Here is a 15030-nt window from a genome sequence, read left to right as displayed (position 1 = left end):
TCTAATTAAATGCACTATGAACAATTATGAAAAACTGGAAGGTATGGTTGCGGCCACTTTCACCCCATTGGATGAGAATGGGGACGTAAATTTATCTGTTATTGATAAATATGCTGATTGGATAGCATCGACTCCTATCAAAGGGGTATTTGTGTGCGGCACAACCGGTGAATTTTCTTCATTGACGATCGATGAGCGTAAATTAATTCTTGAAAAATGGCTCGTTTCTGCCCGTAAGCGATTCAAAGTCATAGCTCATGTAGGCTCAAACTGTCAACGAAGTGCAATGGAACTGGCACGTCATGCTGCACAAGTAGGGGCCGATGCTATTGCTTCAATTGCTCCCTCTTTTTTTAAACCGGGAACAGTAGATGAATTAGTTGATTTTTTTGCACCTATTTGCCACTCTGCTGCTGGCTTACCTTTCTATTATTATAATATGCCATCGATTACAGGGGTTAATTTGCCGGTGGATAAGTTTTTGGTGGAAGGGAAAAAGAAAATACCTAATCTGGTGGGTACTAAGTTTACTCATAATAACCTGATGGAGATGGGAGTTTGCATAGAGTTGGAGCAACATCGGTTTGAAGTATTGCATGGTTATGATGAAATTCTTATTTCTGGCTTGGCTATGGGAGCTGTAGCAGGAGTTGGGAGTACGTATAATTATATTCCTAATGTATATCAGGCTATTTTTGATTCAATGAAAATGAATGATTTGGAAACGGCTCGCCACAATCAGATAAAATCCATACGTACCGTGGAGGTTATTATTAAATATGGTGGCGGAGTACGCGGTGGCAAAGCGATTATGAAGCTGATAGGTATTGATTGCGGTTCTTGCCGGTTGCCGATAAAACCTTTTTCTGTTGATGAATATGAAAAACTAAGAGGTGATTTAGACGCTATAAAATTCTTTGAATTCTGAAGATAATAAAGAGGAGATGACAGTAAAAGTGTATTGCTGGGGTAAGCTACTTTACTTTCTGTCTATCCCCTCCAATCTAGTTAAATGCGTTCAAAATTACCTAAAATAAAGATACTATGAAAGTAAGTAAGAAAATATTTATCATATTTTCGATGATTTTGTTATTGGTGTCACCAGTCACATCTTTAGGTAAAGACATAAAATGGGTACTGGAGAGACCTGTTATTCCTGTTTTAGTTAAGAAACAGATAAATCCGACTATTAAGGCAACGGTCATTCAAACAGGTAACCACTCATACACAATTCGTCAGATAGATGTCGATTTACAAGGAAGTACAGATTTGGCTGACATTGTTTCTGTCGCAATATATGGAGTTCATAAAAATGGATTGATCGATGAGTCACGGTTGATATGCAAACCACTGCCTGCTGCACGGAAAATCTCTTTTACAGATAAAATTCAGGTAGAACAGGATTCTTTGTCTTTTTGGATAGCGGTGACATTGAGAGATACAGTCGCGCTAAATCATCGTGTTAGTGTGAATTGTAGTCGGATACAAACTAGCCGTGGTGAGCTGAAAGTTTCGAATAAAGATGTCATACCTCTGCGGGTAGGGGTGGCATTGAGACAAAAAGGACAGGATGGCATTATTTCTTCACGTATTCCAGGATTGACTACTAGTAATAACGGAACTTTATTGGCTATATTCGATGCTCGTTATGATTCAACCCGTGACTTACAGGGAAATATGGACATCGCCCTACATAGAAGTTTTGATAAAGGATTGACATGGCAACCTATTCAAACGGTATTGGATATGGGAGAGTGGGGTGGTTTACCACAAAAGTTTAATGGAGTGAGTGACGCTTGTATTCTTGTGGATCGGAATACAAATGATATTTATGTAGCTGGATTGTGGATGCACGGGGCATTAGATGATAATGGTAAGTGGATAGAGGGTTTAAATGAAAATAGTACTTACTGGATACATCAATGGCATAAAAAAGGTTCGCAACCGGGAGTCGGTTTAAAAGAAACCTGTCAATTCTTAATAACAAAAAGCACGGATGATGGTCTGACTTGGAGTTTTCCAGATAATATAACGGGGAAAACAAAACGTCCTGAGTGGTGGTTATTCGCTCCTGCTCCCGGACATGGGATTACATTGGCCGATGGGACTTTAGTTTTTCCTACTCAGGGACGGGATGAAAAAGGGACTGCATTCTCTAATATCACATATAGTAAGGATCACGGAAAGACATGGACAACCAGTAACCCGGCTTATTCAAATGTAACGGAATGTAATGCTGCACAATTAAGTGATGGTGCTGTCATGTTGAATATGCGTGATAATAGAAACCGGGGAAACAAAGAAGTAAATGGCCGGAGAATCTGTACGACAACAGACTTGGGAAAGACGTGGACAGAACACCCTACTTCACGAAAAGCATTGGTGGAACCAACGTGTATGGCGAGTTTGCATCGACATGATTATACAGTGAATGGAGAAAAAAGAAGTATACTTTTATTTGCAAATCCCAGTGACTATAAAACACGGGATAAATTGACCCTCAAGATTAGTTTTGACGATGGAATGACGTGGCCTGAAAAATATTGGATTTTGTTTGATCAATATCGCAGTGCCGGTTATTCTAGTATTACATCCATAGATGAAGGTTCAATAGGGATATTATATGAAAGTAGCCAGGCGAATATGGCCTTTATTAAATTTGATCTGACTGAAATTCTAAACAGGTAAGCCATGAATAGTAAAACTTCAAATATATATCCTTGGGTGGTAGTCGGATTACTATGGGGAGTTGCTTTACTCAACTATATGGATAGACAAATGCTTTCTACCATGCGTATTCCTATGATGGCGGATGTTCGTGAATTGGAGTCGGCTGCAAATTTTGGTAGATTGATGGCAGTTTTTTTGTGGATATACGGACTGATGAGCCCTATTTCGGGAATTATAGGTGACCGTATGAGTCGCAAGTGGTTGATTGTTGGTAGCTTATGTGTGTGGTCAGGGGTTACTTATCTGATGGGATATGCCACTACTTTTGACCAGCTTTATTGGCTTCGTGGAATTATGGGAGTAAGTGAAGCATTATATCTACCGGCTGCCCTGTCTCTAATTGCTGACTTCCATCAGGATAAAACACGATCATTAGCTGTAGGGATACATATGACAGGACTCTATGTCGGGCAAGCGATAGGAGGGTTTGGGGCAACATTTGCTGCAATGTATTCATGGCATAGTACATTCCATTGGTTTGGTATTATAGGTATAGGATATGGCATTATTCTGGCTTTTTTCTTACGCGATAAAGAACGGGGTACCGTTTCGGAGATACAGGTAAAAATAAAAAAAATACCGGTTCTGAAGAGTTTGGGAATGCTATTCTCCAATGTTTTTTTCTGGATCATCTTATTTTATTTCTGTGTGCCGGGCACTCCGGGATGGGCTGCAAAAAATTGGTTACCGACTCTCTTTTCCGAAAGTCTGTCTATTGATATTTCTGTGGCAGGACCTATGTCTACTATTTCCATCGCTTTGTCTTCGTTGTTTGGAGTATTAATCGGAGGATATATATCAGACAGGTGGGTACTTAAAAATGTACGTGGAAGAGTCTATACAGGAGCATTGGGATTAGGCTTTATCATACCTTCCTTATTGTTTATAGGATTCGGGCACTCTATTTTTGCATTAGTGATGGGAACGATATTGTTCGGAGTAGGATTCGGAATGTTTGATGCTAATAATATGCCGATTCTTTGTCAGTTCGTATCTGCCCGCTATAGGGCAACTGCTTATGGTATAATGAATATGTGTGGAGTGTTTGCGGGAGCAGCGATAACCAGCATATTGGGTGAGTCTACAGATGCCGGACATTTGGGACGAGACTTTGCATTCCTGGCTATATTCGTATTGATTATGTTAGTCATCTTGGTCACATGTCTACGACCTAAGACTATTGATATGAAAGATTAACATTTAAGACTAGAAATAATGAAAAAGATACTATTCATATTTGTTGGTATACTTTGTATCCTACCTTTGAAGGCAAAGGTAAGGTTGCCGGCAATTATTGGAAATGATATGGTGTTGCAACAGAACACTAAAGCCAATCTATGGGGCTGGTCTGCCCGTTCGCAGAAAGTTATCGTTAGAACATCCTGGGATAATAAAGCCTATACAACCACTTCTGCTTTGGATGGGGCATGGAAAATACAGGTGCAGACTCCTTCGGCCGGTGGTCCTTTTACGATCACTATATCCGATGGTGAGCTTGTAATTCTTACAAATATTTTGATAGGCGAAGTATGGTTATGTTCGGGGCAGTCAAATATGGAGATGCCTGTAAAAGGATTTAGAGGACAACCTGTAAAAGGATCATGTGACGCGATTGCAACATCCTTGCCATCTGACGACATTCGCATGGTTACACTCAAAATAAATAGCAGCCAGACATTGTTGGATGATTGTATTTCAACTCCCTGGATGGAGTCCAGCCCCGCCAATGTGGCGGATTTCAGTGCAACTGCTTATTTCTTTGCAAACTATCTGCGCAAAGTCTTAAAAGTTCCGGTAGGTGTCATTTGCTCCAGTTGGGGTGGTTCCAAAATAGAATCGTGGATAAACAAGGAGGTATATATGGAAAAATTTCCGGAAATATCTTTATCGGCACTGACTAAAGATCCTAAAGACATAGCCCGACCAAAAGATGAGCCTACATTGCTATACAATGCGATGATTCATCCGATTACACAGTTCACGATTAAAGGAGTAATTTGGTACCAGGGAGAAAGTAATTTAAATAATCCGAAAGTGTATAAACGGCTGTTTCCGGCAATGGTAGAGTCTTGGCGAAAGGAATGGAAGCAAGGAGAGTTTCCCTTTTATTATGTGCAAATTGCTCCTTATGATTATGGACGAAAAAATGCGGATAATACTGAGGCGGCCGAGATTCGGCAAGTGCAGCTGGAATGTCTGAAAGAAATTCCCAATGCTGGTATGGTCGTTACATCCGATATCGGAAACCGTACATGTGTGCACCCTTCCGATAAAGAGAATGTAGGAAAGAGACTCGCTTTGTGGGCATTAGCCAAGACTTATCAACGTAACGGAACACCTTATAGTGGTCCTATCTACAAGTCTTTTACAATTGATAAAGAAAAGTTGATTGTGGAGTTCGATTATGTAGAAATGGGAATGACATCTTATGATCAAGAGATTACCGGATTTGAGATTGCCGGAAAGGATGGGGTTTATTATCCAGCAAAAGCTACTCTTTTTGATAATAAGACAAAGGTAATACTAACCAGCGAACAAGTTCCCGAACCGGTAGAGGTTAAATATGGATTCAGAAATTATCAGCCGCTGAATCTATTTTCAAACTTCGGCTTGCCGGCTTCTCCTTTTGTAGCAAAATAATATTATGATATATGAAACGAGAAAATAGAAAAACCTGAAATTTGAGTTATTAACTTGTAATCTACAATTTATGTTAAATGCATTTTTATTAAAAAGTAAGCTATTCCGCATGTCGGGTATCTTATTAGTTATCTTCACTTTTTGCATGCCCGCTTTTTCGGCTTCATTTGAAGCTTTGGGCATAGATCAAAAGAAGATAACTGTCAACGGAGTTGTTTTGGACGATACACAAGAACCGTTAATAGGGGTTTCGGTTCTGGTGAAAGGTTCTCAACAAGGGACAGTGACTGATTTGGATGGAAAATATTCCATTAGTGCTCCTGCAGATGGTGTTTTAGTATTCTCATTTGTAGGTATGGAAAAACAGGAAATACCCGTAAAGGGGAGGAATAGTATTCTGGTAACGATGAGGAGCAGTTCAGTTGCTTTATCAGATGTTGTTGTTATCGGATATGGTAAGCAGTCTAAGGCAGCATTGACGAGTGCGATCACCAAGGTGGACTCTAAAGATATGGCTATTTCGCCAGCGGGAAATCCAATGTCCATGTTGCAGGGGAAAGTGCCGGGAATGGAAATTCGCGTAAGCTCCGGTCAACCGGGGGCTGATCCTCAAATTATAGTGCGTGGTGGAACAACTACTGCACCAGAAAGTGATTCTCCTATGGTAATTATTGACGGGGTGATTCGTACTATGAAGGATATTAACTATGCGGATATAGAAACGATACAGGTGCTGAAAGATGCTGCTTCAACGGCAATTTACGGTTCAAAGGCTTCTCGTGGTATTGTTATGATTACGACTAAGCAAGGTAAAGCAGGCAAAGGGAGTATCTCTTTTAGTTATGGTTTGTCTGTAGATCATCAACCGAAAAGAATGCCTTTGTCGGGTGCCCGCGAATATTTGACCGCAACTCGTACTGCTGCGCTACATGCAACCGATCCTGATAAATATTTGTTAGGTACTTTTGCGATGAGTACTGCAAATAAACGGAATGCTTTGAATACAACAGCTTTTCTGGATGACTATATAACCAATTATGGTCAGGGGTATGTAGAAGATCTGTTATCTAACCAAGGATGGGAGATGATGGAGGATCCTGCCAATCCCGGTAAGATGTTGATATTTAAAGAAACAGATTTTCAAGATAATCTATTCCAGACTCCTGTTAATCATGATTTTAATATAAACTTCAGTGGCGGAAATGAGAAAGCCACTTATTATATGAGTCTTGGTTATCTTACACAGGACGGTATTGTTGTAGGTTCTAATTATAATCGTTGGAGTTTTTTGACAAATGCTTCATACAAGATTCGTAAGAATCTGACGGTAAGGGGGATGGTGAATTACTCCATGCGAACGACAGCAGGCATCAATGAGAATAACGTAATGTCACGTGCTGCCAAGATGCCGCCTACAGTACGTCAGTATTATGAAGACGGGACACCGGCTCCGGGAGAATTGACGAGTTCATTCCGTACCAGACTTCATGAAGTTTATTATCAGGAAAAAGAAAACAGAGTGAGCCGTATCAATCTTTCTGCAGAATTAGATTGGGAGATCATTCCGGGGTTACATCTCAAACCGATGTTCTCATATACTAACAACGAAGGTAAAGACCATAATTTTGAACGATATAATGAAGTTGTGAAAAACAGACCGGTGTCGGAAGCACATAATATGGATTTGCATTATCAGTATGACCTTATTTTAAACTACACAAAGACACTAAAAGATAAACATAACCTGGACTTGATGGTTGGTGGTAACTACATTTATGACAATTGGTATCGTTTCAGCGGTTCCGGTTATGGTGGAACATCTGATTATATTGAAACATTGAATGGTATTGCTGCAGAATCGGCCAAGACAACCTCTACTTTTGAAGAGAAAAAGATGAATAGCTATTTCGGACGTGTCAATTATAATTATGACATGAAGTATCTGTTTTCCGCAAGTATCCGTTATGATGGCTCTTCCCACTTTGCAGCCAATCATAAGTTTGCAACTTTTCCAGGTGTGTCTGCCGGATGGAATATGCATCGTGAGGCCTTCTTTGAACCTTTATCAAAGGTGGTCAGCAACTTAAAGCTTAGAGCTAGCTGGGGGAAAACAGGATATGATAATCTTGCATTGGAAAATACGGAAGGTTCTTATGAAGCCGGTAAAAACTATGCGGGTGAAGCAGGTATCTTGAATACTGTGTTGATGAATCGTAATTTGCTATGGGAAGAGACGACTTCAACCGACTTGGGATTTGAAGCTGGATTTTTAAATAATCGTATCAATTTATCTTTCGATGCGTATTATAAAAAGACTACGAACCGTTTATTGAATGAAAACCTATGGTCGGAAACTGGGTTTGCATCAATTAAATCCAATTTTGGTTCTTTGAATACGAAAGGTATAGAAATTGCTGTCAATGCGATTCCCATGCAGACACGTGATTTCCGTTGGAATATAGATGCAAATTTCTCCATTTGGAGAACAACCATAGGAAAGTTGCCTAATAATGGTGCAGATAAGAATCGGACTGGTGGAGGAATCATTTTCGATCCTAAGTTGGGAAAATATGTTGAAGTGGGCGGATTTGCAGAAGGAGAGCGTTTTGGTGCTCGCTTTGCTTATCAGTTGGATGGAGTTTATTCAACAGATGAGGACGCTGCTAATGCTCCATATGATGAAGGAGTATCTTCCGGTTGGTTGGGCAAAGGAAAATGTGCCGGTGATGCAATTTGGCGTGATGTGGATGGAAACGGTATCATAAATTCTAAAGATATGGTATTTGTAGGTTATATTCATCCGGATAAGATGGGTTCTTTTAATAACACTTTTACCTATAAGAACTTCACTCTGAGGATTGCAACAGACTTTTCATTAGGTAATGTGATTGATAATCACTTTAGGGCGCAGGCAAATGCGAATTCTCGAAATAACTTCGCAACGATTCATGATGTTGCCAGTAGTAAAATGTGGCATAAACCGGGTGATATAGCTTCTATTCCCCGCTATGATGTAGAGTCCGACTGGGACAATGGGAAACGTAATCATGGTCGCCCAAGTAGTTCTACAATTGGCTTTAGTGGTGGTAGTGCCAATACTTTATATATAAAGAAAGGGGATTATCTGGCATTCCGTGAAGTCTCTCTATCCTACCCGTTACGTGCCAAATGGTTGCGGGCTACTAAAATTGAAACACTGGATTTGACCGCTGCTGTCTATAATTTAGGATATTGGACAGCTTATGATGGACTTACTCCTGAAGTAATTGGTGCTGACGCCGGTAAATATTCCCGTCCACGTCAGTTTATATTCTCTGTAAAATTTACAATGTAACATTAAAGTAAACGATGATGAGAACTAAATTAATAATGTTTAGTATACTAGCTGCCTGTACTTTAGGTAGTTGTGAATCTATTTTGGATATAGATCCTATCTCTGAAATAACTATGGCGAATTATTGGAAATCAGAATCAGATGTAAAAGGCTATTTGAACGGTCTTTATTCGGATTACAGAGGTATGACCAGTACTACGTTATATGGTGAGGACCGTGGAGATGCTATGGTATCAGGAGTAATTGGAGGTGTTTCGCGTTCACATCAACACGAGTTGAATGAAGAATATGGGTTGGATTGGCGTACTTTCTATGAGAATATCCACCATTGTAATATGATTATTAAATATGCTCCGGGAATTGAGTTTACGCTGGAAAATGAAAAGAAAAGGATTTTGGCGCAGGCATATACGTTCAGAGCAAAAGCTTATCTGACTTTAACACAGATGTGGGGAGACGTGCCTATTGTGTTGAATCCTACGGAATCCTATGATAAGGAATCACGTCCGATGCGTAGTCCGGCTTCTGAAGTAATGAAACAGATTTTGTCGGATATCCAGACCGCTATTGACCTATATCCGGAAGCACATATCCTGGATAAGAACAGACTTTCCAAACCTGCTACATTATGTCTGAAAGCGGAAGCGTTGGCATGGAAATATACAGTTCAGAGGAGCAATGACAAGAATGATTTGACAGATGCAATTTCAGCGTTGGAAGAAGTCGAAAAATGCGGAGTGAGTATGATGGATAAATATGCGGATATATTTGATGTGGCAAATAAGAAAAACAGTGAAATCATTTTCTCCATTTATCTGAAGAAGGATGAATACAACAATATGTATATGTCTACATTATCTATGTCAGCCGCTGCCGGACTGTTGACTAATGATATTGTAAACAAAGAGGATATTCCGTATACCAATTCAACAATCGCACGTCATGTATACGCTCCGTCTCCCCGTTTGATTTCACTTTTCAGCGACAAGGATAACCGGGCTTCATCAGCATATATTAATGCTATAAATTCGAAAGGAACGGTAGTCTTTACTTCGCAGAATAAATTCCGGGGAACAGCTTATACTGACGACCGTTATTATGATAATGATATTGTAGTTTATCGTTTGGGTGAAGTCAAATTGCTAAAAGCGGAATTATTGTGTTATTTGGGTGGTGATAATGTATCCAAAGCTATTGATGCGATGTTTTCTACTCGTAATCGTGCCGATATCGGCGCTTATGTCGCAAGTTCGGATCAGAAAGTGGTACAAAAAGAAATATTGGATGAACGAGGCAGGGAATTGTGTTTCGAGTTGAAGCGTTGGCCGGACTTAATGCGTGCGCATTATGCGGGTACGATTGATATTTATGATTACATCCCTAATCTGGTTGGTAAATCTACTCCGTTGTATTTTCCGATTTTAAGGAAGATGATTGATTTGAATCCTAATCTGGAACAAACTGATGGTTATTAAAAATTAAAAACAATGAAGAATTTAAACTTAATATTAGCATGGATGTGCCTGTTGTTTATAGCGACAGCATGCAATGATGTGGAGCCGAGCATATCTTCTTTACCGGTTCCTACGAGCAAACCTTACTCTATAAATAAGGAAGGGTATGCTTATTTCAGAATACCGACAATGGTTATAACAAATAGCGGTACAATATTGGCTTTTGCAGAGGGACGCCGCAATGGACCTGAAGATGAAGGGGATATTGATATCGTTCTGAAACGCTCCACTGATAAAGGAAAGACTTGGGGGCCGCTGATAACTGTTAAGGATGATGCTGAAAATCGTTGTCGTAATCAGGTGCCTGTTTATTTAGCGGATATCAATCGTGTTATCTTGCTATCTTGCTGGAACCCGGGGGCAACGGGGACCAACTCTATTTTCATGACTTACTCGGATGATGAAGGGTTGACATGGGCGAAAGAAAAGGATATAACAGCTTCGGTAACTCCAGATAAATATAGATGGTATGCAACAGGACCTTGTCATGGAATTGTAAAACAGTTTGAGCCGCATAAAGGAAGAATTGTGGTATCATGTAATCATAACACCACGACTTCCGGTGCAGGACGTTCCCATGTGATATATTCGGATGATAGGGGAGAAACCTGGCATTTGGGTGGTATTATGGATATGGATTATACCAATGAGAGTACTGTGACCGAATTGAGCAATGGTGATTTGATGTTGAATATGCGTAAACAGTCTGATACGGAAAAATACAGGGTGGTTTCTACCAGTGCGGATGGTGGACTGACATGGAGTCCGTGTAAATACACTACATTGAAAGAACCGATATGTCAGGGCTCTATCCTCTTTTATGGTTTGGGAGAGGATGGCAAAGGCATTCTTTTATTCTCCAATCCTGATAGTCAGACCAATCGTAATAACAACACATTGAAAATGAGTGAAGACGATGGAGTAACCTGGAAAAAACAATATTCCTATACTGGTAGTGACTATGGCGGATATTCGGATATAGCCCGTTATCCGGATGGTATGATTGGAGTACTGTATGAATACGGATTCAAGAATATTGGTGGCATTGCTTTTCAAAATGTTGAGTTATCGCAATTACAATAACCATACGTGGAATTATAAAAATGTAATGATATGAAGAACATAAAAAAGATAATATATTTCTTGTTCGTATGTCTGGGAGTTTTTTATTCCTGTAAAGATGAAGAGCAAGTATTGTTGAACGCTGATTTTGTCTCTGATAAACAAACGATTTCTGCCGGAGAGAAAATTTGTTTTATGGATAAGTCTACCGGAGAGCCAGTACGATGGGACTGGAGTTTTGAAGGGGGAGAACCTAGTGTGTCTAATCTGTTTAGCCCGGAAATCGTTTATAATTATCCGGGAACTTATACTGTGAAATTGAGAGTGGGCAGAGGAACGGAAAATGCAGAGACTGAAATGTTGAAATACGTCACTGTCGTATATCCGGATGAAATAACAGCTGCTTTTAAAGCGGATAAAACTCAAGCTCTAAGCGATGAAACTATAAACTTTACGGATTTGTCTGTTGGATTTCCATCGACTTGGGCATGGGAGTTTACTTCTGTGGGTGGGATAACGGTTACTTCTGATCTGCAGAATCCAAGTCTCATATTTGAACCGGGAGTTTACACAGTGAAATTAACTGTGACAAATCCTAAGACATCAGCTACTGTTACAAAAGAGAAATACCTGAATATTATTGATAAAAATTCAGTAGCCGCAGATATAGCGGCAGATCGGCGTATGATTATAGAAGGAGGAACAATATCATTTAAGGATGCCAGTTTAGGACGTCCTACTCATTGGAACTGGACATTTGAAGGGGGCGAACCGTCTGTTTCAGACCAGCAGAACCCTGTTGTAACTTATTCGACTGCCGGTAGATATAAAGTGACTTTGGTGGCATCTAACGAAATGAATACTTCTACTGCTGAACAAGAAGGATATGTCACTGTGCTTCCTGGTAAGGATCTTGTTCTTTTCTATCCATTCGATGGTGACAGTAAAGATATGGGACCGAATGCCATTCATCCGGAAATTCTTAAATTGGGAGATAATATGGATGTTAACTTTAATGCTCCTGCCCGTAAAGAAGGATTTACTTGTGCCCAGTTTGTAAGTAAGGATAATCAGAATTATGCTTTCCTTTCGTTACCTGATAATGATGCTTTGGATTTCCAGGCAACTCCTGTAACTACATCCTTCTGGGTGAAAACTTCAAATAAGACTGCTACCAATCTGGGAGTGTTCCAGCATGGTGCCGGACCTAATGCAAGTGCAGACGGAATGAATAAACAAACTTGGTTCAGATTCCAAAAGTCCAGTCCATATATAAGATATGTCATTGAATACACGGGACTGTCAGGAAACTGGACTGATTATAAAACGAAGTCTATGACGGATGGGGAATGGCATCATTATGTATGTGTACATACGAACGGAAGTACCTATTTGTATATTGATGGAGTAAAAGAAGCGGAAGCATTGAATAAGGGATTGAAACCGATCGACCGGAAACCTTATTTTATTGGTGCGATGTATCGTGGAGCAGAGGGTGCACGATCTTATGAGAATTTCATGGAGGGTTATATCGATGATTATTTAATTTATCACCGTGCATTTACAGCTGAAGAAGCGAAAACACTTTATGAAAGTATGAAATAGATAGTATTATATATCTAATTTAGGGCGCTATATATTTAGGATAATCATATCTTGAATGTATAGCGCTTTTATTTATAATTTAGTTACCTTTGTTCACTCTAAAAAGAGACAATGAAAATGATACATAATACAATGATACTACTATGAAGCCTTTGTTTATTAAGACTCTTCGTATTTTGATGCTTTTTATCTTTATTATTTCATTGGGCTTAGGTTATGTTATTTACGAAGATACATTAGCATCATGGTGGATACCTGTTGGAATGGCGCTTTTGGTGGCTCTTGCTACTATCCCATTCTATAAGAAATGGATATGGCTGACAACTATGGATGGTAAAGTAATTAATTGTTTGTGTCATCTGGCTTGCATCGGTGCCATCAGTTATGTATTGTTTCTTGGCGGTAATTATTGGTTTGCCGATCTTGCTTCCACACACGAAGAAACAGTGATGGTACAGAAAAAATATGTAGAAACACACAAGAAGACCCGTAGAGTAGGCAGGCATCGTTATGTTTCGGATGGCATACGTAAGGAATACTATTTGCAGGTAGCTTTTGAGAATGGAGCTGTGGAAGAATTGCATGTGTCACTTTCCACTTATAATAAGGCCAAGGCAGGTGCACCGAAGATACTAACTTTACAAAAAGGCTTTTTCGGATTACCAGTGATTACAAAAGGACTTTAATCAATCATTATGATATAGATATGGAAAATAGAGAATTGTATGAAAGAATGTTGTCGGGGACTATTTATAATGATTTGTCTGCAGAACTGGTTCAGAGAAGAGAACAAGTCGTTTTTCTGACTAATGATTATAACTCTACTTATGGAAAACCCAAAGAGGTTCGTGAAGCATTACTACGCAAATTGTTGAAAGGCATTGGGGAGAATGTTCACTTCGAACCCAATTTCCGGTGTGAGTTTGGATTTAATATCACTATAGGAAACAACTTCTTTGCTAATTTTGATTGCATCATGTTGGATGGGAATCTTGTTACAATAGGGGATAATGTCTTGTTGGGACCACGTGTCGGACTGTACACTGCAAATCATGCACTTGATGCTCGGGAACGCGTTATGGGAGGTTGCTATGCACGTCCGATTGTGATTGAGGATAATGTCTGGATTGGTGCAGGCGTCCATATTATGGGTGGTGTTACCATTGGAAGAAATTCGGTAATCGGAGCAGGAAGTGTAGTGACTAAGGATGTGCCGGAAAATGTGATCGCTGCAGGAGTTCCATGTAAAGTAATTCGGGAGATCACGGATAAAGATAAGACCGACTTTTTAGGGTAGGTTGGCGTGTGCTATTAAGAAAAGTCACATCACTTTTAGAGGACATAAACCGTTCTGAAAGTGATGTGACTTTTCTTATATAGGTAAGGCAACTAACCAGAATAGGAGTTGCCCGACTTAATCTTAGGATGAACCGTTAGCTGTTAGCTTTCGAATCATTATCTTCTTCGTTCTCTTCCTCTTTTTTCTTTTTGCCTAGTCCGAGGATACCAAAGATAAAATCTTTCAGATAACTTATTATACCGATAACGATCAATGCACCGAAGCCATAGATTAGAATACTGCCTCCCCATTTATCCCAGAAAGATGGCTCTGGAATGAGACTGGTAAGATCCTCTACATTGAGGTCTTTCTGAAGAGCTTCTATAAAATCGTCGGGAATATCATAATAGGTGTCAGGTTTGGATTCTGAAAACAGCACTAATACACGGCTACCATCTTTCTCAATATAACCCAGATCCAAATGTGAACCGTCATCTGTTTTGTAATAGGAACTGTCCGGCAAAGTAGCGACTTTAGGAATGTTAGCTGGAACGTTGATTCTTATACGGCGTGCTTCAGCACTAGTCATAAAAATGGTGATAAAGGCCACCAAAACAAATAAAAACTTTTTCATACTTTATAAATATTAAATTGATTGTGTCGCTATAAAGCCACTATTGTTGTTTTGCTGTATATTGATTTGGCAAATGTAGAAATTTTTTTCTAAAAACAGAATATATGAAGTTTTATTTTTTTAAAGGCTCTGTTTCTGGTAAGATTTCATGGATTGAATGATTTTTTCGTCTTACCAATTTTGCGTTTTGTCTACAAACGGGATGCATTCGTCTCATTTCAAAAATCGGCAA

General features: G+C 39.5%; 11 protein-coding genes. 10 read left to right on the top strand and 1 reads right to left on the bottom strand.

What is annotated here, in order from left to right; all coding sequences use genetic code 11:
* Positions 1 to 16: 16 nt before the first annotated feature.
* The 10 genes from H8796_RS22070 to H8796_RS22025 all read left to right on the top strand — a co-directional run bounded on the left by H8796_RS22070 (position 17) and on the right by H8796_RS22025 (position 14182).
* Positions 17 to 928, top strand: coding sequence for a dihydrodipicolinate synthase family protein (locus H8796_RS22070; RefSeq protein WP_004300605.1), 912 nt, complete (start codon positions 17 to 19; stop codon positions 926 to 928).
* Positions 929 to 1044: 116 nt separating this feature from the next.
* A complete protein-coding gene (locus H8796_RS22065; RefSeq protein WP_117933898.1) occupies positions 1045 to 2688 on the top strand; it encodes a sialidase family protein in 1644 nt (547 codons plus the stop codon).
* 3 nt (positions 2689 to 2691) lie between these two features.
* On the top strand, positions 2692 to 3927 hold the full coding sequence (locus H8796_RS22060; protein ID WP_117933896.1) for an MFS transporter: 1236 nt from the start codon (positions 2692 to 2694) through the stop codon (positions 3925 to 3927).
* 18 nt (positions 3928 to 3945) lie between these two features.
* Positions 3946 to 5370, top strand: a complete 1425-nt coding sequence (locus H8796_RS22055) for a sialate O-acetylesterase (RefSeq protein WP_117933894.1) — start codon at positions 3946 to 3948, stop codon at positions 5368 to 5370.
* Positions 5371 to 5440: 70 nt separating this feature from the next.
* Positions 5441 to 8704, top strand: coding sequence for a TonB-dependent receptor (locus H8796_RS22050; protein WP_117933892.1), 3264 nt, complete (start codon positions 5441 to 5443; stop codon positions 8702 to 8704).
* A 35-nt stretch (positions 8705 to 8739) separates the two neighbouring features.
* A complete protein-coding gene (locus H8796_RS22045) occupies positions 8740 to 10179 on the top strand; it encodes a RagB/SusD family nutrient uptake outer membrane protein (RefSeq protein ID WP_233530332.1) in 1440 nt (479 codons plus the stop codon).
* A 12-nt stretch (positions 10180 to 10191) separates the two neighbouring features.
* Positions 10192 to 11301 carry an exo-alpha-sialidase gene (locus H8796_RS22040; protein ID WP_117933889.1) on the top strand — a complete coding sequence of 370 codons (1110 nt, stop codon included), beginning with the start codon at positions 10192 to 10194 and terminating at the stop codon, positions 11299 to 11301.
* 30 nt (positions 11302 to 11331) lie between these two features.
* Positions 11332 to 12885 carry a PKD domain-containing protein gene (locus H8796_RS22035; RefSeq protein WP_233530333.1) on the top strand — a complete coding sequence of 518 codons (1554 nt, stop codon included), beginning with the start codon at positions 11332 to 11334 and terminating at the stop codon, positions 12883 to 12885.
* A gap of 143 nt (positions 12886 to 13028) precedes the next feature.
* Positions 13029 to 13571, top strand: coding sequence for a hypothetical protein (locus H8796_RS22030; protein ID WP_117933887.1), 543 nt, complete (start codon positions 13029 to 13031; stop codon positions 13569 to 13571).
* 20 nt (positions 13572 to 13591) lie between these two features.
* Positions 13592 to 14182, top strand: a complete 591-nt coding sequence (locus H8796_RS22025) for a sugar O-acetyltransferase (RefSeq protein ID WP_187343873.1) — start codon at positions 13592 to 13594, stop codon at positions 14180 to 14182.
* A gap of 136 nt (positions 14183 to 14318) precedes the next feature.
* Here the strand turns inward: H8796_RS22025 and H8796_RS22020 are convergent, their stop codons facing one another.
* Positions 14319 to 14798: a hypothetical protein gene (locus tag H8796_RS22020; protein ID WP_117933883.1), complete on the bottom strand. Its 480-nt coding sequence runs from the start codon at positions 14796 to 14798 to the stop codon at positions 14319 to 14321.
* Positions 14799 to 15030: the final 232 nt, after the last annotated feature.

The sequence above is a fragment of the Bacteroides sp. M10 genome (assembly GCF_014334015.1).
Lineage (GTDB): Bacteria > Bacteroidota > Bacteroidia > Bacteroidales > Bacteroidaceae > Bacteroides > Bacteroides intestinigallinarum.
This window is presented reverse-complemented; position numbering and strand designations above follow the sequence as displayed.

Coding starts and splice junctions, on each gene's coding strand:
- H8796_RS22070 (WP_004300605.1), top strand. CDS start 17: ATGAACAATTATGAAAAACTGGAAGGTATGGTTGCGGCCACTTTCACC.
- H8796_RS22065 (WP_117933898.1), top strand. CDS start 1,045: ATGAAAGTAAGTAAGAAAATATTTATCATATTTTCGATGATTTTGTTA.
- H8796_RS22060 (WP_117933896.1), top strand. CDS start 2,692: ATGAATAGTAAAACTTCAAATATATATCCTTGGGTGGTAGTCGGATTA.
- H8796_RS22055 (WP_117933894.1), top strand. CDS start 3,946: ATGAAAAAGATACTATTCATATTTGTTGGTATACTTTGTATCCTACCT.
- H8796_RS22050 (WP_117933892.1), top strand. CDS start 5,441: ATGTTAAATGCATTTTTATTAAAAAGTAAGCTATTCCGCATGTCGGGT.
- H8796_RS22045 (WP_233530332.1), top strand. CDS start 8,740: ATGTTTAGTATACTAGCTGCCTGTACTTTAGGTAGTTGTGAATCTATT.
- H8796_RS22040 (WP_117933889.1), top strand. CDS start 10,192: ATGAAGAATTTAAACTTAATATTAGCATGGATGTGCCTGTTGTTTATA.
- H8796_RS22035 (WP_233530333.1), top strand. CDS start 11,332: ATGAAGAACATAAAAAAGATAATATATTTCTTGTTCGTATGTCTGGGA.
- H8796_RS22030 (WP_117933887.1), top strand. CDS start 13,029: ATGAAGCCTTTGTTTATTAAGACTCTTCGTATTTTGATGCTTTTTATC.
- H8796_RS22025 (WP_187343873.1), top strand. CDS start 13,592: ATGGAAAATAGAGAATTGTATGAAAGAATGTTGTCGGGGACTATTTAT.
- H8796_RS22020 (WP_117933883.1), bottom strand. CDS start 14,798: ATGAAAAAGTTTTTATTTGTTTTGGTGGCCTTTATCACCATTTTTATG.